Source organism: Curvibacter sp. GW821-FHT09D12 (genome assembly GCF_059416245.1).
This window is the reverse complement of the sequence record NZ_JBWKOU010000004.1, coordinates 132364-156860: the sequence shown is the minus strand read 5'-3', so window position 1 is coordinate 156860 and position 24497 is coordinate 132364. Positions and strand designations below refer to the sequence as shown.

At 62.1% G+C, this 24497-nt stretch carries 24 protein-coding genes; 6 read left to right on the top strand and 18 right to left on the bottom strand.

The genetic code is table 11. The features are described 5' to 3' along the window. Nucleotide 1: 1 nt before the first annotated feature. The 14 genes from lepA to AC07PT_RS07830 form a co-directional block, all read right to left on the bottom strand. On the bottom strand, nt 2-1810 hold the full coding sequence (gene lepA, locus AC07PT_RS07895; protein WP_492346802.1) for a translation elongation factor 4: 1809 nt from the start codon (nt 1808-1810) through the stop codon (nt 2-4). A gap of 503 nt (nt 1811-2313) precedes the next feature. Continuing rightward, nucleotides 2314-3801: a DegQ family serine endoprotease gene (locus AC07PT_RS07890; RefSeq protein ID WP_494656365.1), complete on the bottom strand. Its 1488-nt coding sequence runs from the start codon at nt 3799-3801 to the stop codon at nt 2314-2316. Between the two features lie 92 nt (nt 3802-3893). Then, nucleotides 3894-4961 carry a MucB/RseB C-terminal domain-containing protein gene (locus AC07PT_RS07885; RefSeq protein WP_494656364.1) on the bottom strand — a complete coding sequence of 356 codons (1068 nt, stop codon included), beginning with the start codon at nt 4959-4961 and terminating at the stop codon, nt 3894-3896. Between the two features lie 23 nt (nt 4962-4984). Next, nucleotides 4985-5617 (bottom strand): RseA family anti-sigma factor, encoded by a 633-nt coding sequence (locus AC07PT_RS07880; RefSeq protein WP_494656363.1) that lies wholly within the window; start codon nt 5615-5617, stop codon nt 4985-4987. 18 nt (nt 5618-5635) lie between these two features. Continuing rightward, nucleotides 5636-6271: an RNA polymerase sigma factor RpoE gene (gene rpoE / locus AC07PT_RS07875; protein WP_492346799.1), complete on the bottom strand. Its 636-nt coding sequence runs from the start codon at nt 6269-6271 to the stop codon at nt 5636-5638. 22 nt (nt 6272-6293) lie between these two features. Beyond that, the gene (locus AC07PT_RS07870) at nt 6294-6761 is read right to left on the bottom strand and encodes a hypothetical protein (RefSeq protein ID WP_494656362.1); all 468 of its coding nucleotides are present in this window, start codon (nt 6759-6761) and stop codon (nt 6294-6296) included. Nucleotides 6762-6829: 68 nt separating this feature from the next. Further along, the gene (gene fabF, locus AC07PT_RS07865) at nt 6830-8077 is read right to left on the bottom strand and encodes a beta-ketoacyl-ACP synthase II (RefSeq protein WP_494656361.1); all 1248 of its coding nucleotides are present in this window, start codon (nt 8075-8077) and stop codon (nt 6830-6832) included. Nucleotides 8078-8192: 115 nt separating this feature from the next. Next, nucleotides 8193-8432 (bottom strand): acyl carrier protein, encoded by a 240-nt coding sequence (gene acpP, locus AC07PT_RS07860; protein WP_019575021.1) that lies wholly within the window; start codon nt 8430-8432, stop codon nt 8193-8195. 104 nt (nt 8433-8536) lie between these two features. Then, on the bottom strand, nt 8537-9280 hold the full coding sequence (fabG, locus tag AC07PT_RS07855) for a 3-oxoacyl-ACP reductase FabG (protein ID WP_492346796.1): 744 nt from the start codon (nt 9278-9280) through the stop codon (nt 8537-8539). After that, complete coding sequence (fabD, locus tag AC07PT_RS07850; protein ID WP_494656360.1) at nt 9277-10227, bottom strand: ACP S-malonyltransferase; 951 nt, start codon at nt 10225-10227, stop codon at nt 9277-9279. Before fabD ends, fabG begins: the two co-directional genes overlap by 4 nt. A 145-nt stretch (nt 10228-10372) precedes the next feature. Further along, nucleotides 10373-11350 (bottom strand): beta-ketoacyl-ACP synthase III, encoded by a 978-nt coding sequence (locus AC07PT_RS07845; RefSeq protein WP_492346795.1) that lies wholly within the window; start codon nt 11348-11350, stop codon nt 10373-10375. Beyond that, nucleotides 11347-12402 (bottom strand): phosphate acyltransferase PlsX, encoded by a 1056-nt coding sequence (gene plsX, locus AC07PT_RS07840; protein WP_494656359.1) that lies wholly within the window; start codon nt 12400-12402, stop codon nt 11347-11349. Before plsX ends, AC07PT_RS07845 begins: the two co-directional genes overlap by 4 nt. A gap of 107 nt (nt 12403-12509) precedes the next feature. Beyond that, complete coding sequence (gene rpmF, locus AC07PT_RS07835; RefSeq protein WP_005794249.1) at nt 12510-12692, bottom strand: 50S ribosomal protein L32; 183 nt, start codon at nt 12690-12692, stop codon at nt 12510-12512. Between the two features lie 197 nt (nt 12693-12889). Beyond that, nucleotides 12890-13432, bottom strand: coding sequence for a YceD family protein (locus AC07PT_RS07830; protein ID WP_492346793.1), 543 nt, complete (start codon nt 13430-13432; stop codon nt 12890-12892). Nucleotides 13433-13458: 26 nt separating this feature from the next. Between AC07PT_RS07830 and AC07PT_RS07825 the strand changes: the two genes are divergently transcribed. After that, nucleotides 13459-14073 carry a Maf family protein gene (locus AC07PT_RS07825; RefSeq protein WP_494656358.1) on the top strand — a complete coding sequence of 205 codons (615 nt, stop codon included), beginning with the start codon at nt 13459-13461 and terminating at the stop codon, nt 14071-14073. Next, nucleotides 14070-14882 carry an SAM-dependent methyltransferase gene (locus AC07PT_RS07820; RefSeq protein WP_492346791.1) on the top strand — a complete coding sequence of 271 codons (813 nt, stop codon included), beginning with the start codon at nt 14070-14072 and terminating at the stop codon, nt 14880-14882. The genes AC07PT_RS07825 and AC07PT_RS07820 overlap by 4 nt, the downstream gene beginning before the upstream one ends. A 33-nt stretch (nt 14883-14915) precedes the next feature. Here AC07PT_RS07820 and AC07PT_RS07815 read toward each other — a convergent pair whose 3' ends face one another. The 4 genes from AC07PT_RS07815 to AC07PT_RS07800 are packed head-to-tail and all read right to left on the bottom strand — an operon-like array spanning nt 14916 to nt 18053. Then, the gene (locus AC07PT_RS07815) at nt 14916-15962 is read right to left on the bottom strand and encodes a S49 family peptidase (protein ID WP_492346790.1); all 1047 of its coding nucleotides are present in this window, start codon (nt 15960-15962) and stop codon (nt 14916-14918) included. Nucleotide 15963: 1 nt separating this feature from the next. Continuing rightward, nucleotides 15964-16329, bottom strand: a complete 366-nt coding sequence (locus AC07PT_RS07810) for a Rieske (2Fe-2S) protein (protein ID WP_492346789.1) — start codon at nt 16327-16329, stop codon at nt 15964-15966. 42 nt (nt 16330-16371) lie between these two features. Then, entirely contained in the window at nt 16372-17043 is a 672-nt protein-coding gene (locus AC07PT_RS07805) for an HAD family hydrolase (protein WP_492346788.1), read from the bottom strand. Beyond that, on the bottom strand, nt 17040-18053 hold the full coding sequence (locus AC07PT_RS07800) for an RluA family pseudouridine synthase (RefSeq protein WP_494656357.1): 1014 nt from the start codon (nt 18051-18053) through the stop codon (nt 17040-17042). Before AC07PT_RS07800 ends, AC07PT_RS07805 begins: the two co-directional genes overlap by 4 nt. Before the next feature lie 541 nt (nt 18054-18594). On the opposite strand from AC07PT_RS07800, the gene AC07PT_RS07795 reads away from it, so the two are divergent. From AC07PT_RS07795 to AC07PT_RS07780, 4 genes are all read left to right on the top strand, one after another. Then, the gene (locus AC07PT_RS07795; protein WP_494656356.1) at nt 18595-21621 is read left to right on the top strand and encodes an Rne/Rng family ribonuclease; all 3027 of its coding nucleotides are present in this window, start codon (nt 18595-18597) and stop codon (nt 21619-21621) included. Nucleotides 21622-21825: 204 nt separating this feature from the next. Next, nucleotides 21826-22602 (top strand): peroxide stress protein YaaA, encoded by a 777-nt coding sequence (gene yaaA, locus AC07PT_RS07790; protein WP_494656522.1) that lies wholly within the window; start codon nt 21826-21828, stop codon nt 22600-22602. 121 nt (nt 22603-22723) lie between these two features. Then, nucleotides 22724-23527: a carbonic anhydrase gene (locus tag AC07PT_RS07785; protein WP_494656355.1), complete on the top strand. Its 804-nt coding sequence runs from the start codon at nt 22724-22726 to the stop codon at nt 23525-23527. A 94-nt stretch (nt 23528-23621) separates the two neighbouring features. Continuing rightward, complete coding sequence (locus AC07PT_RS07780; protein ID WP_494656354.1) at nt 23622-24494, top strand: 2OG-Fe(II) oxygenase; 873 nt, start codon at nt 23622-23624, stop codon at nt 24492-24494. The last annotated feature ends 3 nt before the right edge of the window (nt 24495-24497 follow it).

Here is a 24497-nt window from a genome sequence, read left to right as displayed (position 1 = left end):
ATCAATCCTCCACCTGCAGAATGGCCAGGAACGCCTCTTGTGGCACCTCGACCGAACCGATCTGTTTCATGCGCTTTTTACCCGCCTTTTGTTTCTCGAGAAGTTTGCGTTTGCGGCTGACGTCACCGCCGTAGCACTTGGCCAGCACGTTCTTGCGCAGGGCCTTGATGGATTCGCGGGCAATGATGTTGGCACCAATGGCGGCCTGGATGGCCACGTCGAACATCTGCCGGCTGATGATTTCACGCATTTTGGCTGCGACCGCCCGGCCTCGATATTGGGACTGGCTGCGGTGCACGATGATGGACAAGGCGTCGACCTTTTCGCCATTGAGCAAGATGTCCACCTTGACCACGTCAGAGGCCCGGTACTCTTTGAACTCATAGTCCATCGAAGCGTAGCCGCGACTGACCGACTTGAGCTTGTCGAAGAAGTCGAGCACGATTTCGCCGAGCGGCAGTTCGTAGGTCAACATCACCTGGCGACCGTGGTAGGCCATGTTCATCTGCACGCCACGCTTCTGATTGGCCAGCGTCATCACGGCACCGACATAGTCTTGTGGCATGTACAGGTGCACCGTCACGATGGGCTCGCGGATCTCCTGAATGCGAGCTTGGTCAGGCATCTTGGCAGGGTTCTCCACCATGATGACCTCGCCATCGCCCTTCACCACCTCGTAGACCACGCTGGGCGCGGTGGTGATCAGATCCTGATCGAACTCGCGTTCCAGACGCTCCTGCACGATCTCCATGTGCAACAGGCCCAGAAAGCCGCAACGGAAACCAAAACCCAGCGCCTGTGACACCTCGGGCTCAAATTGCAATGAGGCGTCGTTGAGCTTGAGCTTCTCCAGACTGTCGCGCAGAGAGTCGTACTGGTTGGCCTCGGTCGGGTACAGACCTGCAAACACCTGCGGCTGGATTTCCTTGAAACCTGGCAGCGCTTCGGAGGCCGGGCCAAGGTTGTTGGGCAATTTCTTTTCGAGCGTGATGGTGTCGCCGACCTTGGCAGCCTGCAACTCCTTGATGCCGGCGATGATGTACCCCACCTCACCGGCCTCAAGCGACTCGCGCGGCAGGTTGGCGGGCGTGAACACCCCCAGGTTGTCGGCGTTGTAAACCGTGCCCGTGGCCATCATCTTGAAGCGCTCGCCACGCCCCAGACGACCATCGACCACACGCACCAGCATCACCACGCCGACATAGCTGTCAAACCAGCTGTCGACGATCATGGCCCGCAGGGGCGCGTTCGGGTTGCCCTTGGGGGCCGGGATCTTGGCGACGATGGCTTCAAGAATCTCGTCAATGCCCATGCCTGTCTTGGCCGAGCAAGGAATGGCATCGGTGGCATCAATGCCAATCACATCCTCGACTTCAGCCTTGGCGTTCTCGGGATCAGCCTGTGGCAAATCCATCTTGTTGAGCACGGGCAGCACCTCGACACCCAGGTCGAGCGCGGTGTAGCAATTGGCCACGGTCTGGGCCTCGACACCCTGCGAGGCATCCACCACCAGCAGCGCGCCTTCACAGGCTGACAAGGACCGACTCACCTCATAAGAAAAGTCCACGTGGCCCGGGGTATCGATCAGATTCAGGTTGTAGATCTGCCCGTCCTTGGCCTTGTATTGCAGCGCGGCGGTCTGTGCCTTGATGGTTATCCCACGCTCTTTTTCGATATCCATCGAATCGAGCACCTGCGCCTCCATCTCACGCTCTTCAAGCCCTCCGCAGCGCTGAATCAAGCGGTCGGCCAGCGTTGATTTGCCATGGTCGATGTGGGCGATGATCGAAAAATTTCTGATGTGATTCATCAACGAGAACGCTTAAGTAATTGAATTGTCTGGGAGAGACGCAAGAAAAAAGGGCGCGTCTTGTGGCGACGCGCCCTGAACCAACAATCTATGGCAACTGCGATAGTTGGAGCTTCATTGTAGGCAAAAAGCCTGGGACGTACAGCCCGAGCAAGACCAAGACCCTGTCGTTGCAACGTTGCAACAGGAAACTTATCAACAGTTTATCCACAAATTTCTTCAGAACGTTCTGAGTCACATGTGGGCGATCTGTGGATCACTCTCCTTGGAGGGCCTGGCTTCCCGTATCGTGGTTTTCAGTCTTCTCGATATGCCTTAGCGCATCGGTCAACAGCGCGATTCTACCTAAACGGCGCATTAGGACTTGAATAGGTAAGTACCTGCAAACTTTTTATCCCCAAGCCCACCGCCGTTTGAAAAAAGCGCCAAGCCCATGAAAAACAGGGCCTGAGACCGAACAAACCCGAGCGGTCAGCAGGGTTGAAACAAGCCCGGCGTCCCGCTCAACGTGCGGGTCGCAACGTCGCCAACTGCGTCCACTCGCCACGACGGAACAGCATGCTGATGACTTTGTTGCGGTCAGCCTTGGCCAAGGCCTGCTCAAAATCCTTCACGGAAAGTGTTTCACTGTTGGCCACAGAGAGAATCACATCGCCCTCGCGCAAGCCAGCCCGGGCGGCAACATCAGTCGCCGCGTCAACACGGACGCCGCCTTTGAGCTTGAGCTCTTTCTTCTGGGCAGCCGTCAGCTCGGTGACCACCAGCCCCAAGGACTGAGCCGCCGACGAGCTGCGCGGCTTGTCGTCACGTTCGGTTTTGCGTGCGGCCACCGAATCAGGCTCGATCTCAGCGACGGTGATCGCCAGATCGCGATTGCCCCCTCGACGGAAGACCGTCAATGTACTGCGCGAGCCAGGCTTGGTGTTACCCACCAGACGTGGCAGATCGGCACTTTTCTCAATCGGCTTGCCGTCAAAACGCAGAATCACATCACCTGGCTCCACGCCCGCCTTGTCTGCCGGTGATCCAGACTCGACCCCCCTGACCAAGGCGCCCTGCGCCTTGCTCATGCCCACAGAGTCGGCAACCTCTTTGGTCACCTGATCGATCTGCACGCCGATCCGGCCCCGGGAGACCCGGCCACTGACACGCAACTGGTCACTGACCCGGATGGCTTCGTCGATCGGAATCGCAAAGGAGATGCCCATGAAACCACCCGATCGGGAGTAGATCTGGCTGTTGATGCCAATGACCTCACCGCGCATATTGATCAGGGGGCCGCCCGAGTTACCCGGGTTGATCGCGACGTCCGTTTGAATGAAAGGCAGGTAATCACCTGTTTCACGCTGCTTGGCACTCACGATGCCGGCCGTGACCGTGTTCTCCAGGCCAAAGGGAGAGCCGATGGCCATCACCCATTCGCCGACTCTCAGACGGGACACCTCACCCAGCTTCACAGCCGGCAGGCCTGCGGCTTCAATCTTGACGACAGCGACATCGGTGCGTTTGTCTGAGCCGACAATGCGGGCCTTGAATTCGCGTTTGTCCGTCAAAGTGACCAGCACCTCATCCGCATCCTCGACCACATGAGCATTGGTCATGATGAAGCCGTCCGGCGTCAAGATGAAACCCGAGCCCACACCACGAGGCTGGGCCTCTTCTTCGGGCTGGGGGCGCTGGGGCTGCTTGGGGCCCTGTCGAGGCACCTGGGGCACCGGCAAGCCGAAACGCCGGAAAAACTCCAGCATGTCTTCGTCCATGCCCGTGCCGGCGCCAGGCCGGCTTGAGACCTTCTCAAGCGTTCGAATATTGACCACCGATGGCCCCACCTGGTCCACGAGGTCCGTGAAGTCAGGCAAGGTTCGCTGCGTCGGGGCACTTTGGGCTTGGGCAGCGTGGGCCGGGAACAGAGACAGTGCGGAAGCACTGCCCACCGCAGCCAACAGCACCCAGGCATTCAGGTTTTTTTTCCAAGGGACGATCGGCATCATGGTCCTTTCAAGAATCGATTCATGCACCAGGTCCGAAACAGCTCAGGCCCGTCGCCGGATCAGCAACGAGCCGATGGACTCTGGGGAGGGATTTATTTGAGCCGCTCAAGGTTCTGAGCAAACAACTTCAAGGTCTGTGCGGGGACCTCGCCGACAAGGGTTACCCACCAATCGCCGAGCACACGCTTGCCCAGGGTTTGTGTGGCGCCCATGGAGAGCTGCACCTCATCGGCGGCGCGAGGCTGACGATCGTAGGGCTCAATGAACAGCGAAACGGTGGCCAGGCCATCAGAAAACGTCCATTGCAGGGTGGGTTCCGGCGGGCCCTTTGGGCCGATCGTGGGCGCTGGGGCCATCCCGCGCCTGTAGCAACTGACCGTCTGAAAGCCAGCCACAGGACTCTTGAGGGCCCAGCCCTCTTGCTGAGCCGTCGTCTTGGTCAGATCGGGGTGCTCCACCCGGTAGCCGCTGGTGGCCGCCATCATCTGGGCGAGCTTTTCCATTTTGACACTGGCATCGAGGTCCAGTTCGGAGAAGGCCGCCTGCTCCAGAACACGCCCGTCGGCATCCAGGGTCTGGATTTTGACCACCAACCCAGACTTTTTTTCACTCCAGATGCGGTAACCAAATCGTTGGGCGTCCTTGGCCTGGATCAGCACCACATCGGCATCGAAGCCTGCCACACGGTCCACGCCCTGAGCGCTGGCCTGGTACAGAGTGGCCAAGGCCGGATCGCCGCCTCGACGCAAATTGGGGAAGACGCCGAAGGACTCGCGTTTCTCAGCCTTCGCCACCTTCAAGTCGGGCAAAAAGGTAATGACCTGATCGTTGCGACGCAAAGTCGAACGGGGGGGGCCAGTCAGAGCGTCGATGCGTTCCATCTGCACATCGCCATCACAAACGTGCCAGATGCGCGAGCTGTACATGCCGCCTGCAGCCGACATGACCACAAACGTCCCGACATAGGCTTTGCGGCTCGACGCATTGTGCATGCGCAACAACCACTGGTTCAAGTCAAGCTCTGGCGCGGCCGGCTTGGCGACCGGCGCTGGCCCCACGATGGCCTGCACGGGCGGCTGCGCCTGCACCGGCAAAGCGCCAGACTGCAGACCCAATGCCACCATCAGTGGCAGCAATGCACGACCGATCCTCCGGGGCATGCCATCGGCACCAGGGGCAAGGCTCACCGTGATGCCCCCTCAAAAGTCGCGTTGCGCAGAAAGCCGGCCGGCGTCTGCAAAGCAGAGGCTCCGGCCGCCTGCTTGTGGGCGGCCAACAACTCATCCAGACGAGGATCGCGCAGCATGACAGCACCCTCGTCACCCGGCAGCGAGACGGCCACGGCCTGCACACCGGCAGCCGCACCGCCGTTCGCGGCCATTTGCTCACCCATGCGCGCGGGCTGCTGGTGGGCAATCACGCCCCAGCCCACAGCCGCAACCGCCACCACTGAAGCCAAGCCGGCAACCATGCGCCAGCGGAAAAGAGGTTGATTGGCTGCTTCTGCTTGAAATGTTCGCGGCGCCTCTGGCTGGGGCTGCAAGGCAGGCACCAGGGGTTCAATCTGCTCGTCAGCCAGACGGGCACGCAAACGCACCATGAAGTCAGGCGACAGGTCTGGCACGGCAGCGGCCACATTTGCGCTTGAACCCCACTCACCACGAAGCACGTCCCGGCTGAGGTGGTAGACCTCCCACGAGACGGCAGCATCGTCGTCTGCATTCAACTGATCCAACAACTTGGCAGCATCGGCGTCATCAAGGCGCCCATCAGCCAAGTCAGAGATCAACTCGCGGTTTTCAAGCTTTCGGTCCATTTGCAATCCCTTGGTTCATCACCAACGTTTCCCAGTCTGATTGGTCAGCAACGGCTTGACCTTGGCCGAAATGGCCTCCCGGGCGCGAAAAATCCGGGAGCGCACCGTACCAATCGGACAATTCATCACCTCAGCGATTTCGTCGTAACTGAGTCCTTCGATCTCCCGCAGCGTGACGGCCTGCCGCAAGTCTTCAGGCAAGGCTTCCATGGCAGAGTTCACCGCTTCGCCGATTTCTTTGGCAGCCAAGACGGTTTCCGGGGTTTCATCGCTGCTTAGTTCGTTTGAAACCGGGGAAGTTTCATCATCATCGTCACGACCGCGCAGCGCGCTTTCGTTCATCACCGGGTTGCGGCGCAGATCGACCAGGGCCTTCTTGGCGGTGTTGACCGCGATCCGATAAAGCCACGTATAAAACTGCGCATCACCCCGAAATTGATGCAGCGCGCGGTATGCCCTGATGAAGGTCTCCTGCACCACGTCATCGACCAGATCGGAATCCCGGACCATGCGCGCCACCAGGCGGGCAACGCGCCGCTGGTACTTCAGAACCAGAAGCTCAAATGCGCGCTGATCACCAGCGACCGCGCGTTGAACCAACAACAGATCACTGTCGTCCGGAACTGGCAATAGGGTTGTGGGGGTGAGGGTCATGAAAACGAAGACAACACCGAACTCAAGGCCCGATGGGCTCTTTTGACGGCTCGTGTGCAGCGCGCGAATATACCGCACAGCGCAGCAGGTGCCAGCGAGAAGGCTGGGTTCGGCGTTCCAGCCAGATCCATTTCCCGGCCAGCAAGCCCTCTGCCCGCCAACGCATCAACAGGACGACCTGCAAATCCAACAGCACATTCAGCGAGCCATGCCCGACCCAGACAGACGCGCGACGCGTCTGCAAATGGAGCGACCAGGCCATGCCGTCCCAAGCAAGCTCCCCAGGCAGGGCACGCCAGGTTGACTGCACCATGAGCGCCAAAGCAAGAAGACACAGGCTCAAGGCGCTCAGCCCCCAAGCCATGGGAGGCGTGGTCTGATAGACCCAGAGACCCAGGCAGAACAGGGTGAAAACGAAAACGCCCCCTTCACCAAGCCGTCGAAGCCGCGAGGGCTTGATCGGATAGCGGACAGGGGGCGCGGCATGCATCAATCAGCAACCGGCATGAAGTGTGTATTGATCAGAGACCACAGGGCGAGCCGCCCTGTGCCGCCGGATCAAGCCAGACGCTTGAAGACCAGCGTGCCGTTGGTACCGCCAAAACCGAAGTTGTTCTTGACGGCCACATCAATCTTCAGATCACGGGCCTCATTGGCACAGTAGTCCAGATCGCAATCCGGATCCTGATTGAAGATGTTGATGGTGGGTGGGCTCTTCTGGTGGTGGACCGCGAGTGCGGTAAAGACACTTTCGATACCACCCGCGCCACCCAGCAAGTGCCCGGTCATCGACTTGGTCGAATTGACCACGGTCTTGTAGGCGTGATCGCCCAGCGCCGCCTTGATGGCATTGGTTTCGTTGGTATCACCCAAGGGGGTCGAGGTGCCATGCGCATTCAGGTAATGGACCTGATCCGCATTGATCCCCGCATTGCGCAAGGCCATTTCCATGGAACGACGCGGGCCGTCCACGTTGGGGGCTGTCATGTGGTATGCATCGCCGGACATGCCAAAGCCTATGATCTCAGCGTAGATGCGGGCACCCCGCGCCTTGGCGTGCTCATACTCTTCGAGCACCATGACACCAGAGCCTTCACCCAGAACAAAACCATCACGGTCCTTGTCCCAGGGGCGAGAAGCCGTCTTGGGGTCATCGTTGCGGGTGGACAGCGCACGGGCTGCGGCAAAGCCCCCGATGCCCAGAGGCGATACGGTCGACTCGGCGCCGCCCGCCACCATGACATCACAGTCGCCATACTCGATCATGCGAGCCGACAAACCGATCGCGTGCAGACCGGTGGTGCAAGCGGTGACCACGGCCACATTGGGGCCCTTGAAGCCGTATTGAATGGAAACATGACCCGAGATCATGTTGATGATCGAGGCCGGCACGAAGAACGGCGAAATTCTACGCGGGCCCCGGTTGGTGTATTCGCCATGGGTCTGTTCGATCATCGGCAAGCCGCCGATGCCAGAACCAATGTTGCAGCCGATACGGGCTGCCTGCTCTTCGGTCAACGCGTCGCCGGTGGGCAAACCCGAGTCAACCACCGCCTGCATGGCAGCAGCCATCCCCAGGTGAATGAAGCGATCCATGTGACGCGCTTCTTTCTCCGGGATGTACTGGGTGATGTCAAACCCCTTCACTTCGCCAGCAAACTTGCAGGCGAAAGAGCTGGCATCGAACGACTTGATCAGGTCGATACCAGACTGGCCGGCCAGCAAATTGTTCCAGGACTCGGCAACCGTATTGCCTACGGGGCTGATACAACCCAGGCCAGTGACGACAACGCGACGACGGGACATATGAAAATCTCAGTTTGGCCGGACGCAAAGCGCCGGCGGTCTGTGACAAGCCAGGCAAAGCCGCAAGGCCCTGCCGGCCCGCACTCCAAAAGTGTAGGACCGGTCCGCCAGGGACTCAGGCCTTGTGGTGCGTGTTGGCGTAGTCGATCGCGTTTTGCACCGTGGTGATCTTCTCGGCATCTTCGTCCGGGATTTCGATGCCGAACTCGTCTTCCAGAGCCATCACCAGTTCCACCGTGTCCAGAGAGTCTGCGCCGAGGTCTGCGACAAAGGCTTTTTCGTTAGTCACTTGAGACTCTTCCACGCCGAGTTGTTCGGCGATGATTTTTTTGACACGTGCTTCGATATCGCTCATGGTTCCCTCTGAGGGTTGTGAAAAGATCCGTGATTTTAGCCGCCCCGGAGAACAATCCCGAAGCATTTGCCGCACGGACCAATCGGCTTTGATTTGCTGTTAATTTACATGTACATGCCGCCATTGACATGCAACTCTTGCCCAGTCACATACGAGGCCTGCGGCGAGGCCAGGTAAGCGACGGCATGAGCGATGTCGGCGGGCTGACCCAGATGACCCAAAGGGATCTGGGTCAGCAAGGCTTTTTGCTGCTCTTCTGGCAGCGAAGCCGTCATGTCGGTGTCGATGAAGCCCGGGGCCACACAGTTCACAGTAATGCCGCGGCTGCCCAATTCACGGGCCAGCGCACGCGTCATGCCAGCCACCCCCGCCTTGGCGGCAGCATAGTTGGCCTGCCCGGGATTGCCCGAGGCACCGACGACACTGGTGATGCTGATGATGCGTCCATAACGCTGCTTCATCATCTGACGCATCACGGCACGGCTCATGCGGAAGACCGACTTCAAATTGGTATCAAGCACCGCATCCCAATCCGCATCCTTGAGGCGCATGGCCAACATGTCGCGCGTGATGCCAGCATTGTTCACCAGGACCTGCAGAGCGCCCTGCTCTTTCACGATGCGATCGATCAGCGCATCGACGGCGGCACCATCATTGACGTCCAGCGTGGCTCCCAACCCACCCACGGGGGCCAGCGTGGCGGAGATTCGGTCGGCACCCTCATCCGTCGTGGCCGTACCGATCACCTTCAAACCCCGCCGAGCCAACTCCATGGCGATCGCCGCACCAATACCGCGGGATGCACCCGTGACCAGGGCAACCTGTCCTTCAAATTTCACGTCAGTCATGCCAACAATCCTTTGGTTTCTGCCAGTGTGGCGGGATCCAGCACCACGCCACCCACCAGCTCTGCATCGATGCGCTTGGTCATGCCAGCCAAGACTTTGCCGGGACCGCATTCAATGACATGCGCCACACCGCGGGCCTTGATCGCCTGGATGCACTCCACCCAGCGAACAGGCTGAAAAGCCTGGCGGTACAAAGCATCCCGGATTCGCTCAAGATCCGCCTCGACTTGCACGTCGACGTTATTGACCACAGGAATCTGTGGCAGCCCCAGCGTCAGGGTTGCCAATTTTTCGCGCAGTTTTTCTGCAGCAGGCTTCATCAGACTCGAATGGAACGGCGCCGACACCGGCAAAGGCAAAGCCCGCTTGGCGCCTTGAGACTTGAGGTACTCGCATGCCTTTTCGACCCCCGCCTTGCTACCGGCAATCACCGTCTGCATCGGATCGTTGAAATTGACCGCCTCCACGACCTCCGGCGAGCCTGCGCCAAATTCGGCCGTCACAGCCTGGCAGCCCGCCACGACCTGCGCCGCGGGCATGCCCAGAATGGCGGCCATGGCCCCCACACCAACGGGCACAGCCTCCTGCATCGCCGCGGCACGGAAACGAACCAAAGGCGCGGCCTGCGCCAAAGTCAACACACCAGAGGCCACAAGCGCGGAGTACTCACCCAGGGAGTGACCCGCCACCACCGCAGGCGCCATGCCCGTCTCAGCCATCCATGCCCGGTAGGCCGCCACCGCAGCCACCAACATCACAGGCTGCGTGTTGGTGGTGAGCGCCAAAGCCTCTTTGGGACCTGAATGGATCAATGCAGCAACATCCTCACCCAAGGCGTCGGACGCCTCACTCAAGGCGCTGCGCACTTCGGGGTGATCACCCCAGGCATCCAGCATGCCCACCGACTGGGAGCCCTGGCCCGGAAATACAAATGCAAATGGAGTCATGTTTTTTTGGAGACTGGACAAACGAGAACCACGTCACCCCAACACCCGGCTGCGATAGAGCACAGGGGAGGCGACACCCAGACAGAGGCCAATCTGCTCAGGCCAGCCCTCATGCCGGCCTGCAGATATCCCCTAACGGTACCTATCAATAGCGCAGGAAAACCGCACCCCAGGTAAAACCACCCCCCACCCCTTCCAGCATCAGGTGCTGGCCTCGCTTGACCTGGCCGGCGCGCACCGCCGTGTCCAACGCCAGGGGAATGGAGGCTGCCGAGGTATTGCCATGCTGGTCAACCGTTACAACCACCTTGTCGAGGGGAAGCTTCAATTTGCGCGCCGTGCTCTGCATGATGCGGATATTGGCCTGGTGCGGAATCAGCCAGTCAATGTCAGCATCTGTCTTGCCGGCCTTGGCCAAAGTGGCACGTGCGGCATCTTCCAACACCCCCACTGCCAGCTTGAAGACGGCCTGACCGTCCATCTTGAGCAAAGGATCGCCCAGGACCTGACCACCCGAGACATGCCCCGGCACACAAAGAATCCCCACATGCTTGCCATCCGCATGCAAGTCCGAAGCCAGAATGCCCGGCTCATCCGAAGCCTCCAGCACCACAGCACCCGCACCATCGCCAAACAGCACACAGGTCGTGCGATCCGTGAAGTCCAGCAGACGCGAGAAAACCTCTGAGCCCACCACCAGGGCGCGCTGCGCCGCGCCAGACTGGATCATGGCATCCGCCACCGTCAGCGCGTACACAAAGCCACTGCAGACAGCCTGCACGTCAAAGGCCGCCGCACCGGCGTTGCCCAATTTATGCTGAAGAATGCAAGCCGTGGAAGGAAACACCATGTCGGGCGTCGACGTGGCCACAATGATCAAATCAATCTGCGAAGCTTCCAAGCCTGCGGCCTCCAAGGCCCGTCGACTGGCCTGCAAGGCAAGATCGCTGCTGCCCATGTCGGGCGCTGCAAAGTGCCGGGCACGAATTCCAGTGCGCTCGACAATCCACTCATCTGAAGTTTCGACACCCTTGGCAGCCAGTTCGGCAGCCAGATCTGCGTTCGTCAGTCTGCGGGGGGGGAGATAACTGCCAGTACCGGCTATGCGCGAATAACGTCTCATTGTGCGGAGGAGCCCGCCACGCCGGCCCCGGCTTCACCCGGCACCGCCGCCAACAAAGGCGCAGCGCGAGCAATCCGGACCTTCACGCGGTCAAGCAGGTTGTTTCGGGCCGCATCATACGCCCGGTTCAAGGCCTGCTCGAAAGCGAACTCATCTGCCGAGCCGTGGCTCTTGAACACCAGGCCCCGCAAACCCAAAAGAGCCGCCCCGTTGTAGCGACGATAGTCCATTCGCTTCTTCAAAGAAGAAAGGACCGGATAAGCACAGATGGCCGCTATTTTTCGAAAGATGTTGCGAGAAAACTCTTCACGCAAGAAGCCGACGATCATGAAGGCCAAGCCCTCCGTGGCCTTCAAAGCCACGTTGCCGACAAAGCCATCACAGACCACGATCTCGGTCGTACCCTTGAAGATGTCATTGCCTTCAACGTTGCCAAAAAAATTCAGATCCCCCGAACCCGCAGCAGATCGCAGCAACTCACCCGCTTTTTTGATCGTGTCATTGCCCTTGATGACTTCCTCACCAATGTTGAGCAAACCCACAGACGGATGAGCCTCATCTTTGAGGACAGACACCAGAGCCGACCCCATGACCGCAAACTGCAACAGGTGCTCAGCCGTGCAATCCACATTGGCGCCCAGGTCCAGCACGGTGGTAGCCTGGCCTTTGATGTTGGGCATCAAGGCAGCAATCGCCGGGCGATCAATGCCATCGAGGGTTTTGAGCAAATAGCGGGCAATGGCCATCAAGGCCCCGGTATTGCCAGCAGAGACCGCCACATCGGCACGGCCGTCCTTGACCTGCTGGATGGCCACACGCATCGAAGAATCCTTCTTCTTGCGCAGCGCCACTTCCACCGTATCGTCCATGCTGACGACTTCAGAGGCCGCCAACACCTCGGCGCGGTCATGCACCAAACCCGTCAGCGCCTCAGGCTTGCCAACCAGCAAAAGCCGCGCATCCGCATGCTGCTCCAGAAAATGCCGGCATGCAGCCAGCGTGACGCGGGGGCCATGGTCGCCCCCCATGCAGTCAACAGCCAGTGTGATCATTCAGAGCTCAATCAACCGCCCAAGCGGCTTCGAAATGGATAGCCAACAAAAGAAAAGCCCGCGCTACTTGGAATGTAGCATCGGGCTTCGATGGCTCCGGAAGCAGATCAGGCTTCGGACTTGTTCTTCAGAACCTGACGACCACGGTAGAAGCCGTTGGGGCTGATGTGGTGACGCAGGTGGGTTTCACCGGTGGTAGGTTCCACGGCGATGCCCGGCACGTTCAGGGCATTGTGCGAGCGGTGCATACCGCGCTTGGAAGGGGACTTTTTGTTTTGCTGGACGGCCATGTCAGGCTCCTGGACTAAAGGGTTGTTACATGAGCCTGGGGCCAGCGAGAAAATCACGCCAGCACAGGCAGTTCTGTGCGAAATCAGTGAGAAATCAACTCACAATCAACTCAATCAGCGCGGCAACCAGATCAAAAAGACGCCGAGGAATTCGCGCGAAGCCTTTGATTATAGCTCATCTCAAAAGGCAAGCCCAGTCACTCTTTTTTGAGCTTGGCCAATGCCGCAAACGGATTGGGCTTGGCGGCCTCGGCAGCCTGGTATTCCTCGTCCTCCACCGCCATGGGCAACACCTCGGGGCAGACCTCATGGCGTGGCACCACGGGCAGCTCCATCAACAACTCATCTTCAATCAGCTCATGCAGATTGAACTCGCGACTGAGCACCAACACATCTTCTTCGGATTCATCATCTTCAGCTTCTGCTGTGGCCTCATCACGCACAAAGCGGAAGGAACGCTGACACGACAGCAACACCTCCACCGGCCCCAGGCAGCGCTGACAGATCTGCACCAGGCTGGCCTGAGCCTCCAGGTGCAGCCACACCTGATCGGCGCCACCGGTCACGGGCCGCGATTCACCTTGCGCCAACCAACGAACCTCGTGCTCGTCAATATGCGCCGTCACGGCCTCTTCAGCCAAGCGCGCAAAAGACAGCAAAGGCGCCTGCCCAGACAGGGTGTCGCCAGCCTGCGCCAACGCCTTCAGGTCGAGGCGCTCCATGAAATACTCTTTCTTCATGCGCGCAGTGTAAGAGAATCCCCGGCATGACCCCAAGCGCACCCACCCACCCCAGCCCATCGCGCACACTGGTGCTGGGCTCCACCTCCCGCTATCGCAAAGAGTTGCTGAGTCGACTCGGCCTGCCCTTTGAAGTGGCCTCCCCCGAAGTGGACGAGACGCCGCAGGCCTGCGAAGCCCCGGCCGAACTGGCCAAACGCCTGGCCCTCGCCAAAGCCCATGCCGTGGCCAGGCAGTTCCCCTCGGCCGTTGTCATCGGCTCCGATCAGGTGGCCGACCTCCATGGCGAACCCCTGGGCAAGCCTGGCAACCACGAGCGTGCCGTGGCCCAGTTGCGGCGCATGCGAGGCCAGACTGTTGTGTTCCAGACGGCGGTGGCCGTGGTCTGCCAGGCCACCGGTTTTGCCCAAAGCGATCTGGCCGCGGTGCGGGTGCAGTTTCGCCAACTCAGTGACGCTGAAATCGAAACCTACCTGCAGCGCGAGAAACCCTATGACTGCGCAGGCAGCGCCAAAAGCGAAGGGCTGGGCATTGCCCTGCTCTCCTCGATCGAGAACGATGACCCCACCGCCCTGATCGGCCTGCCGCTGATCCGCACCTGCCGACTGATCCAGGCCGCCGGCATCGAGGTACTGACATGAGCAACACCCATTCAAGCCCTGCAGGCCGCCTGTTCCTGGTTCCAGCGCCGCTGGATTTCGGCTGCAACCAGCAAGCGCCGGTGACCGATGTGATCCCAAGCAAGACCCTCCTCACGGCCGCCGGATTGCGTCATTGGGTGTGCGAGAACGCCAAAAGCACGCGCGCCTACCTCAAGCGCATTGGCGAACACCACCCCTTGGCAGCGCCCATTCAAGAGCAATCCCTGCAAGAACTGCCGCGTGCCGTGCACAAAAAAGGGGACCACCAAGCCGGCCAGTTTGACGCCCGCCCCCTGCTGGCACCAGCCCTGGCGGGTCACGACATGGGGCTGATCAGCGAAGCGGGCATGCCCGCTGTGGCAGACCCAGGCTCGTCGGTGGTGCGCGCCGCCCACGACCTGGGCATTGAGGTGGTGGCACTGACAGGCCCGATCTCTCTGCTGTTGACCCTGGCCGCCAGCGGGCTGAACGGACAGAACTTCGCCTTTGTGGGCTACCTGCCCCAAGACAACGGAGAACGCAACCAGCGCCTGCGAGAACTCGAATCACTGGCACTCAAGACCGGACAGACCCAATTGTTCATTGAAACGCCCTACCGCAATCAAGCCCTGTGGCAGGGCCTGCTGCAGAGCCTGCAACCCAATACCCGCCTGGCCATCAGTTACGGCCTGACCCTGGACCAAGGGAAAAACCGCAGCAAGCTGGTGAAGGATTGGCGCCAACAGGCCCATCAAGACCCGAAGGCCTCCGGAAAAACCAAGGACTTTCCACCCAATGACCTGCCGGCGGTCTTCGGCATCGGGCGCTGAACGCCCCGTGCAAGCACCCTGTGCTCTCAAACCTCAGCGCAAGGCAGGTACAGAGCGCAGGGCACGCACGGCACCCTCTCCAAAAGCCGCACCAAAGCGCTTGGCCAGGCGTTCGGCCACGTTGTCACGGCGGGTGTAATCCACCAGATCTTCGGCCTTGACCACCTCACGGGCCACGTAGTCGAGGTTGCCAAGCTGATCGGCCAGCCCCATCTCAACGGCCTGCTCACCGGTCCAGAACAAGCCACTGAACATCTCCGGTGTTTCTTTCAGGCGCTTGCCGCGCCCATCCTTCACCGCCTTGATGAACTGCTGGTGAATCTGGTCGAGCATGGCCTGGGCGAACACACGCTGGCGCTCGGTCTGGGGGCTGAATGGGTCCAGAAAGCCCTTGTTCTCGCCGGCCGTCATGAGGCGCCGCTCCACGCCCAGCTTGTCCATCAGCCCCGTGAAGCCGAAACCATCCATGAGCACACCGATGCTGCCCACGATGCTGGCCTTGTCGACAAAGATCTGATCTGCCGCCGCTGCGATGTAATAAGCGGCCGAAGCACAGGACTCCTCCACCACCACATACACCGGCTTGGAATGCTTGGCCTTCAGCCGCCGGATCTCGTCATTGATGATGCCGGCCTGAACTGGGCTGCCACCGGGCGAGTTGATCAGCAACACGACCGCCTGAGCGCCGTCGTCCTCAAAGGCGCTGCGCATGGCGGCCACCACAAACTCGGCACTGGCGTCAGCCCCTGCGGCAATCTCGCCTTTGATTTCAACCACGGCCGTGTGGGGAGAGCTTTTGTCGGTCACTGGGGCGGCCCGACTGAACAACATCCAGGCACTGACCGACAGCAGCAGCAGCCAGGCCAGCCGGATGATATTGCGCCAGCGCCGCGCCGCCTGCTGCTCACGCAGCGAAGCAAAGGCCAGCTTTTCAAGGGTTTCACGCTCCCAACCGGACGGCAGGGGCGAAGCCGTTGCAGAGGAAGCAGGTGCCGCAGCAGACACCGTCGGCGCAACAGGCTCAGGAGCCGGCGTCAACACGGGCTCATCGGTGGGTTCGGGCGTGCGGGGATCCGTCATCTCAGAATTCAACAGGGTGCAGGTTATAGGCAGTATGCCAGTGCACCACGCCATCCCTTTCCGACAGTTCGATGCGGATCAAGCCGCTTCGGCAGGGGCCGCCTCGGCACTGCCCCGTGTCGGGCGCATAGACCGCACCATGGGTGGCACAGAGCAGCCACCGGCCCGAATCATCAAAAAAACGATTCGGCTGGTAGTCCATTTCCATGGCCACATGGGTGCAGCGGTTCAGGTAGGCGTGGGCACGACCCTCATAGCGTATGGCAAAGGCACGGCAGGTCTGCCCGGCATAGGCCACATCAAAGGGTACTCCGTCCCCGCCGTCGATCAGATCGTTGCTGCTACACAACGGAATCATCACTTCCATCACCCCTCCCTGACCCCACCAGCACTGGCGTGGCCTTCAAGTTCAAGCGTTATTGAGCAGCCACTGGTGCAGATCAGCCACCGAATGCGCCACATGGCGCGGTCGCAGGACCTCAAACGCATCAGGCTCATGGGCACCATAACTCACCCCCACGCTGGCACAGCCGGCGTTCAGCGCCATCTGCAGATCATGGGTGGTATCGCCAATCATCAAGGTTCGTTCGGGCGCCACGTCAAACTCGGCCATCAACTCGTGCAGCATGCGAGGGTCGGGCTTGCCTGCCGTCTCATCGGCCGTGCGCGACCCATCAAACACCCCGCGCAAGGCCACAGAATGCAGCGCCTCATTCAGGCCCCGCCGGCTCTTGCCCGTGGCCACCGTGATGAGGTGCTGGCGTTCGCGCAGGGCGGCCAGCAGCGGCAACACCCCGTCGAACAACGCAATGTCGTCCTGATGCTTTAAATAGTGAAAGCGGTAACGATTCCCGAGCTCGGCGTACTTCTCAGGCGGAACATCGGGTGCCGCATGGGCCAAGGCCTGCATCAAGGCCATCCCGATCACATACGAGGCCGCCTCGTCGCTGGGACGCGCGCCCCCCACGTCCACCACGGCCGCCTGGATGCAGCGCACGATGATCTGGGTGGAGTCAAACAGGGTGCCGTCCCAATCGAAGGCAATCAGATCGAACTGGCGGGGTCGGCTGGAGGCGGTCATGGGCGGGGTTGGGCGTCAATGAAAGATTGCAATTCGGGTGGCAGGGGCAATTCCAACTGAATGGCCTCGCCGCTGGCAGGGTGCTTGAACTGTAACCGCCATGCGTGCAGAAACATGCGCTTGAGGCCATGCCTGACCAGGCGCTTGTTCAGTTCGAAATCGCCATATTTGTCATCACCCGCGATCGCGTGCCCACTGCTCGCCAGGTGCACCCGGATCTGGTGGGTGCGCCCGGTCTTGATCGTCACCTCCAGCAGCGAGAACGCAGGAAGCCCCGCCCACTGAACTGGCGGCAAAGCCGAACGCACGCGGACCAGGGTGACGGCGCGCATGGCGTCCGGATGATCCTTGTCGACCACCTTCACACGCCGCTCGCCGTCCGGGAGCAGGTATTTGTGCAAAGCCGAATCGATCACCTTCTTGTTGGCCGGCCAGGCCCCGATGGCCAGTGCCAGGTAGGTCTTGCCGGTCTCGCGGTCGCGGAACTGGTCTTGCAGATGCGTCAGCGCCGAGCGCTTCTTGGCCAGCAGCAAGATGCCCGAGGTCTCTCGATCCAGCCGGTGCACCAGTTCCAGAAAGCGCGCCTGGGGTCGTGCCTGGCGCAACTGCTCGATCACACCAAAACTCACGCCACTGCCGCCGTGCACGGCCACCCCGGCCGGCTTGGCAATGGCCAGCACATGATCATCTTCAAAAAGAATCGGAAATTCACGGGCTGGTGCCGGGGTTTCCGCCTTCTCAACGGCACGATCAGACAGACGGACGGGCGGCACACGGACGGAATCGCCGGCCTGCACCCGGGTATCGGCGGCCACCCGCCCCTTGTTGATGCGCACTTCACCACTGCGAATGATGCGGTAGACATGCGTTTTAGGCACCCCTTTGAGGTGCCGGATCAGAAAGTTGTCGAGGCGCTGGCCGGCGGATTCTTCGTCCACCAGCAAGAGGCTGGCCGCAGCGGCGGCGGGCTTGATTTGAGGGCCGACTTTGCCCTCTATAATGTGTTTCACTAGCGCTTTGCTGTAACTGGTTGATTCGTCTGGAGTTTAGTCCAGTCCCACCTCCGCAGCGCTGGCAAGGTCGATGCCGACTGACTTGTGAACTGTAGATCACGCACCAGAGTTCGTGATGACAGTGTCCCAAAGCCAGATGGGCCGGCACTTTGAAACACCGATACGGAATACCCATGCCTGAGAGCCCGCTGAAATTGCCGGGGTCTCGGGCGGATCAAAGCGAGACAACCTGTGCTGATGGCGCTGATTCAGACCTGCTTGCGGTGGCTTATGCCACCGTCAAATGGCATGCAATCGCCCATGGTGCCCGCCTACCGGTCACCTGACGCCGCACCCTTTGCGGCCACACAGCCCCTACACTCACTCGCCCCCATCCACGCGCCCCCGCCCGATACCTGAGCCACCAGCTCAGGCGTCTGTGCACCCACGGCAATTCCCTTCGTTTCAAAGCGTCTGTTCCGGCATCGTTGGCTCATTTCGGGCCTGTTGAAGATTTGACGATTGCATGGACCTACAGGGTCCAGGAAGGACACGCATCATGAAGCGGATGCTGATCAACGCCACCCAGGCAGAAGAACGCCGTTTGGCCATCGTGGACGGGCAGAAACTGCTCGACTACGAAATCGAAATCGAAGGGCGCGAGCAGCGCAAGGGCAACATCTACAAGGCCGTCGTCACCCGCGTCGAGCCCAGCCTCGAAGCCTGTTTTGTCGACTACGGCGAAGACCGCCACGGCTTTCTGCCCTTCAAGGAAATCTCGCGCCAGTACTTTGCCCCGGGCGTGTCGCCCAGCCAGGCGCGTATCAACGACGTGATCCGTGAAGGCCAGGAACTGCTGGTCCAGGTCGAAAAAGAAGAACGCGGCAACAAGGGCGCGGCCCTGACCACCTTCGTGAGCCTGGCCGGCCGCTACGTGGTGCTGATGCCCAACAACCCCCGCGGTGGCGGTGTCTCGCGCCGCATCGAAGGCGAAGACCGGGCCGAGCTCAAAGAAGCCATGGACCAGTTGGACTACCCCAACGGCATGTCCATCATTGCCCGCACGGCCGGCATCGGCCGCAGCGCCCCTGAACTGCAGTGGGACCTGAACTACCTGCTCAAGCTCTGGACCGCCATCGACGGCGCGGCCAAGGGCGGCAAGGGCGCCTACCTGATCTACCAGGAATCCAGCCTGGTCATCCGAGCCATTCGTGACTACTTCAACCACGACATCGGCGACATCCTGATCGACACCGACGACATCTACGAACAAGCGCACCAGTTCATGGCGCATGTCATGCCTGAGCATGCCGCCCGCGTGAAGCGCTACCGCGACGATGCCCCGCTGTTCAGCCGCTTCCAGATCGAACACCAGATCGAATCGGCCTATGCCCGCACGGTGACCCTGCCCTCGGGCGGCGCCATCGTGATCGACCACACCGAAGCCCTGGTGTCGGTGGACGTCAACTCGGCCCGCGCCATCAAGGGCGGCGACATCGAAGAAACCGCCACCCGCACCAACCTGGAAGCCGCTGACGAAGTGGCCCGCCAGATGCGCCTGCGCGACCTGGGTGGCCTGATCGTGATCGACTTCATCGACATGGAAGAGTCGAAGAACCGCCGCGAAGTGGAAAACCGCCTGCGCGACGCGCTGCGGCAGGACCGCGCCCGCGTGCAGTTCGGCACCATCAGCAAGTTCGGCCTGATGGAAATGAGCCGCCAGCGCCTGAAGCCGGCGCTGTCTGAGGGTTCGTCCATCCCCTGCCCGCGCTGCGGTGGCTCGGGCCACATCCGCGACACCGAAAGCTCGGCGCTGCAGATCCTGCGCATCATCCAGGAAGAGTCCATGAAGGACAACACCGCGGCCGTGCACGTGCAAGTGCCGGTCGAGGTGGCCTCGTTCCTGCTCAACGAAAAGCGCACCGAGATCGCCAAGATCGAGGTCAAGCAGCGCCTGAGCGTGATGCTGGTGCCCAACAAGGCGCTGGAAACCCCGCACTACAAGCTGGAACGCCTCAAGCACGACGACCCGCGCCTGGACCACATGGAAGCCAGCTACAAGATGGCCGAAGTGATCGAGGACCCGACCACCGTCACCCGCCGCTCGCAAGAGCCCACCAACAAGCAAACCCCGGTGATCAAGGGCGTGCTGCCGGACGCCCCGGCGCCCCAGGCCCTGCCCAAGCCCGAAGGTGCGCCCTCGGCCGCCCGTGGCCGCCAGGCCGACAAGGCCGCTCCGGCCGCTCCGGCTGCCGCGCCCGCCCCGGCTGCGCCCGCAGACACCGGCTTCTTCGGCTGGCTCAAGGGCCTGTTCGGCGTGAAGCCCGTGGCGGCACCCGCTCCGGCGCCTGTGGCTGCCGAGGCCAAGAAGGACGAAAAGCGTGAAGGCCGCAACGGCGAACGCGGCGAGTCGCGCAACGGCGAAGGCCGTGGTGGCCGCCGCGGTGAACGTGGCGAAGGCCGCAACGGTGAGCGCACGGAACGTGGCGAAGGCCGTGGCCCGCGCCGCAACGGCGAGCGTGGCGAAGGCCGCAACGGTGAACGCGGTGAGCCGCGTGCCCCGCGTGACGGTGAAGCCCGCGCCCCGCGCTCCGAACGCCCCGAGGGTGAGGCTCCGCGCCGCGAAGGCCGCCCGGACCGCGCCCCCCGTGAGCGCCGCCCCGAGAACCAGGGTGCCAATGGCGCCCCGGCCGAACTGCGCAGCCAAGGTCTGAGCGAAGGTGCCCCGGAAGCCGCCGTGGCCAACCTGGCCCTGGACGAAGCTGGTAATCCGGTGAACACCGAAGCCCGCGCCGAGCGCCCACGCCGTGAGCGTGGCGAACGCGGTGAGCGTGGCGAGCGCCGTGAACGTGGCCCACGTCAAGACCGCGCCCCGCGCGCCGAAGGCCAGGGCGATGTGCCCCAGCCCCTGGAAGGCCAAAACGCCGTCAACGCATCGGCAGATGCCCAGGCTGAAGGCCAGGCGTTCAGCACCCCGGTGGAAGGTGGCGGCGAAGAACGCCGTGAACGCCGTTCGCGTGACCGCTATGGCCGCGACCGTCGTGAACGCCAAGGTGAGCGCGCGCCGCGTGACGGCCAGGCCAACCCGGAAGGCCGTGAAGGCCAGGAGCAGGCCGAGTTCGAACCACGCGCCAGCTACTTCAGCAACGTGACACCGGCCGAACCCACCGCAGCGCCCGCCGAAGCCTTTGTGGCCCCGGTCGAAGCTGCTGCGCCAGCGCCAGCACCGACCCAAGCCGAAGTCGTGGCCCCGGTGATCGCCGAGATCGCGCCCCCGGCAGCCGCTCCAGCGCCTGTCGCCGCGCCTGTCCCCAGCCCGGTGGAAGCCGGCCTGCCCAAGGTGCAAGCCTTTGAGCTGCCGATCCCCACGCTGCAAGAACTGGCACAAAGCGCCGGCCTGGAGTGGGTCAACTCGGACGCTGACAAGGTGGCCACCGTGCAGGCGGCCATCGCCGCCGAGCCCAAGCCGGTGCACGTGCCACGCGAACGCCCCCCGTTGGTGGTGCTCGACGAAGGCCCGCTGATCCTGGTGGAAACCCGCCGCGACCTGAGCGAGCTCAAGCTGCCCTTTGAACAGCAAGCCTGAGCCCCGGCCGGCCTGAACCGGCCGCCGATCTGATCAAGCCCGGCCCCTCTTGGGGGTGCCGGGCTTTTTCTTGGGCCTTGGCGCAATCCAGGGTGCCCTGCCGGGTCTCCGGCTTGTGGGCACAATCGGACGCTGCCAAGCCAAGCGGGTGGCGCCTTCAGTTGCCCGATGCCCCACTGCCTTACTCGCTTCGACACCCACGCCATGCTGTTCCTGATCTCTCCAGCCAAGTCCCTTGACTACGACACCCCTGTGCCGGCCGGGCTGCCGCACACCCTGCCCCAGTTCCTGCCCCAGTCCCGGCAATTGATCGACGTGCTGCGCCAGAAGACGCCAGCCGACATCGCCAGCCTGATGAGCCTCAGTGACAAGCTGGCCAGCCTCAACGTGGCCCGTTACGAGGCCTGGTCGGATCAGTTCACCGCCGACAACTCGCGCCAGGCCGTGCTGGCCTTCAACGGCGATGTGTACGACGGCCTGCAGGCTCGCAGCCTGTCGGCTGCCGACCTGCAATGGGCCCAACAGCACCTGGCCATCCTGAGCGGCCTCTACGGAGTGCTGCGTCCTCTCGACCAACTGCAGCCCTACCGGCTTGAGATGGGCACCCGCCTGGCCAACCCGGGCGGCAAAGACCTGTACCAGTTCTGGGGCCCCCAGATTGCCGAACACCTGAACCAGCGCCTGCAGGCCGACGCCTCGCCGGTGGTCGTCAACCTTGCCTCGCAGGAGTACTTCAAGGCCGTGCAGCAAAAAGTGCTCAAGGCCCGGGTGATCGAATGCGTGTTCGAAGACTGGAAAGGCGGCGTCTACAAGATCATCAGCTTCCATGCCAAGCGCGCTCGGGGCCTGATGGCGCGCTACGCCATCACCCACCGGATTCAACTGCCCAGCCAGCTCGAAGGCTTTGACCTCGATGGCTATGCCTTCCAGGCCGCGGCCTCGGAGGTTGACCGCCTTGTCTTCCGGCGGCGCCTGAGCTGACAGGTCTGGCGCCGGTCCGCCCGGACAGCCTGAACGGCCTTTGCGCCAGCCGGGGCCCCAAGTCCGCCTGCATGACCGTCGGGTCGACCTAGAGTGCCTTTCGTTTTTGAAAGGCACCCTCATGTTCACCCTAGACCCCCTCCAGGCCACACACCAAAGCGCACGCCAGACTGCGCTCCAGACCGCACTTCGCGCCATCGGCCTGACCCTGGCCCTGAGCTGGGCCTGCACGACCCAGGCCGAAGAGCCAGGCCACGCCCACTGGGCCTACCGTGGCCCCCACAACGCCGCCCACTGGGCCGAGATCGAACCCGACTTCAAGGGCTGTAAAACCGGCCATCAACAATCCCCCATCGACATCCGCCACGCCATCCAGGCCGACCTGCCCCCGCTGGCATGGGACTACCTTGCCAGCCCCGCCACGGTGATCAACAACGGCCACACCGTCCAGGTCAACCTGAGCCAGGCCGGCGCCCTGCTGCTGGATGGTCAACGCTTTGAGCTGCAGCAGTTTCACTTCCACACGCCCAGCGAAGAGCGGGTCAACGGCCGTACCCACCCTCTGGAGGCCCATCTGGTGCACCGCAATGCCGAGGGCGAACTGGCTGTGCTGGCCGTCTTCATTGACCAAGGGCCTGCCAATGCCGCCCTGCAGACCGTGTTCGAGCATCTGCCCCCCAAAGCGGGTGAGGTCCAGCCGCTGGCCAGCCCCGTGCAAGTCAGCGACTGGCTGCCCACGTCTCGGCGCTACTACCGCTACCGGGGCTCGCTGACCACCCCACCTTGCAGCGAAGGCGTGCGCTGGCAGGTGCTGCAGCAGCCCATCACCGCTTCGGCTCAGCAAATTCGGGCCTTTCAGCGCCTGTACCCGTTCAACGCCCGCCCAGTTCAGCCCCTGCACGGTCGCAAGGTCGAAGCCAACTAGGGCCCTGGGGCCTTGTCAATCGGCTTCGGCTTGACGGCGCTCAGGCTGGCTTGGCGTTAGCATTGGCGCCTCATCCAGCCCTCGCCGACTCCCGATGACACTCACCTCCAGCAGCACCGCCACGCAAACCATCACCCCTGCCCTGCGCCAGTGGATCGTGGAACAGGCCGAAGCCGGCCATGACGCGCCCAGCGTGCTCAAGGCCATGCTGGCATCGGGCTGGTCTGAAGAGGTGGCCTTCGAGGCGATGGAGGCCACCCTCAGCGACCACCTGGAAGCCCAGGCCCTGCAACAAGGCCTGCCAGCGCGCAGCCCGGTGCCCGAACCCGCACTGGCCGATGCCCCCTTGCGCGTGGATGCCGGCGACCGGCCGGTGCCGGTGCTGCTGGCCATGGTCCAGCCCCGCATCGTGGTGTTCGGTCAATTCCTGTCGGACGAAGAATGCGAGGCCCTGATCGCCGCCGCCAGCCCACGCCTGGCACGCTCACGCACCGTGGCCACCCAGACCGGGGGCGAAGAAGTCAGCGTCGACCGCACCAGTGATGGCATGTTCTTTTCGCGCGGCGAAAGTGCGCTGATCCAGCGCATCGAACAACGCATCGCACGGCTGTTGAACTGGCCCCTCGAAAATGGCGAAGGCCTGCAGGTGCTGCGCTACCGGCCCGGCGCCGAATACAAGCCCCATTACGATTACTTCGACCCACACGAGCCAGGCACCCCAACCATCCTGCAACGCGGTGGCCAGCGCGTGGGCACCCTGGTCATGTACCTGAACGAGCCCGAACAAGGCGGGGGCACCACCTTCCCCGACGTGCACCTCGAAGTGGCCCCGCAGCGTGGCAATGCGGTGTTCTTCAGCTACGAGCGCCCCCACCCCAGCACCCGCACCCTGCATGGCGGCGCGCCGGTGATCGCCGGCGAGAAATGGATCGCCACCAAGTGGCTGCGCGAACGCGAATTCAACTGAACC

Coding starts and splice junctions, on each gene's coding strand:
- AC07PT_RS07780 (WP_494656354.1), top strand. CDS start 23,622: ATGACACTCACCTCCAGCAGCACCGCCACGCAAACCATCACCCCTGCC.
- AC07PT_RS07890 (WP_494656365.1), bottom strand. CDS start 3,801: ATGATGCCGATCGTCCCTTGGAAAAAAAACCTGAATGCCTGGGTGCTG.
- AC07PT_RS07815 (WP_492346790.1), bottom strand. CDS start 15,962: ATGACGGATCCCCGCACGCCCGAACCCACCGATGAGCCCGTGTTGACG.
- rpmF (WP_005794249.1), bottom strand. CDS start 12,692: ATGGCCGTCCAGCAAAACAAAAAGTCCCCTTCCAAGCGCGGTATGCAC.
- AC07PT_RS07785 (WP_494656355.1), top strand. CDS start 22,724: ATGTTCACCCTAGACCCCCTCCAGGCCACACACCAAAGCGCACGCCAG.
- AC07PT_RS07825 (WP_494656358.1), top strand. CDS start 13,459: ATGACCCCAAGCGCACCCACCCACCCCAGCCCATCGCGCACACTGGTG.
- fabD (WP_494656360.1), bottom strand. CDS start 10,227: ATGACTCCATTTGCATTTGTATTTCCGGGCCAGGGCTCCCAGTCGGTG.
- rpoE (WP_492346799.1), bottom strand. CDS start 6,271: ATGACCCTCACCCCCACAACCCTATTGCCAGTTCCGGACGACAGTGAT.
- AC07PT_RS07830 (WP_492346793.1), bottom strand. CDS start 13,432: ATGAAGAAAGAGTATTTCATGGAGCGCCTCGACCTGAAGGCGTTGGCG.
- AC07PT_RS07810 (WP_492346789.1), bottom strand. CDS start 16,329: ATGGAAGTGATGATTCCGTTGTGTAGCAGCAACGATCTGATCGACGGC.
- AC07PT_RS07880 (WP_494656363.1), bottom strand. CDS start 5,617: ATGGACCGAAAGCTTGAAAACCGCGAGTTGATCTCTGACTTGGCTGAT.
- lepA (WP_492346802.1), bottom strand. CDS start 1,810: ATGAATCACATCAGAAATTTTTCGATCATCGCCCACATCGACCATGGC.
- fabF (WP_494656361.1), bottom strand. CDS start 8,077: ATGTCCCGTCGTCGCGTTGTCGTCACTGGCCTGGGTTGTATCAGCCCC.
- acpP (WP_019575021.1), bottom strand. CDS start 8,432: ATGAGCGATATCGAAGCACGTGTCAAAAAAATCATCGCCGAACAACTC.
- AC07PT_RS07820 (WP_492346791.1), top strand. CDS start 14,070: ATGAGCAACACCCATTCAAGCCCTGCAGGCCGCCTGTTCCTGGTTCCA.
- AC07PT_RS07885 (WP_494656364.1), bottom strand. CDS start 4,961: ATGCCCCGGAGGATCGGTCGTGCATTGCTGCCACTGATGGTGGCATTG.
- plsX (WP_494656359.1), bottom strand. CDS start 12,402: ATGATCACACTGGCTGTTGACTGCATGGGGGGCGACCATGGCCCCCGC.
- yaaA (WP_494656522.1), top strand. CDS start 21,826: ATGCTGTTCCTGATCTCTCCAGCCAAGTCCCTTGACTACGACACCCCT.
- AC07PT_RS07845 (WP_492346795.1), bottom strand. CDS start 11,350: ATGAGACGTTATTCGCGCATAGCCGGTACTGGCAGTTATCTCCCCCCC.
- AC07PT_RS07870 (WP_494656362.1), bottom strand. CDS start 6,761: ATGCATGCCGCGCCCCCTGTCCGCTATCCGATCAAGCCCTCGCGGCTT.
- AC07PT_RS07795 (WP_494656356.1), top strand. CDS start 18,595: ATGAAGCGGATGCTGATCAACGCCACCCAGGCAGAAGAACGCCGTTTG.
- fabG (WP_492346796.1), bottom strand. CDS start 9,280: ATGACTGACGTGAAATTTGAAGGACAGGTTGCCCTGGTCACGGGTGCA.
- AC07PT_RS07805 (WP_492346788.1), bottom strand. CDS start 17,043: ATGACCGCCTCCAGCCGACCCCGCCAGTTCGATCTGATTGCCTTCGAT.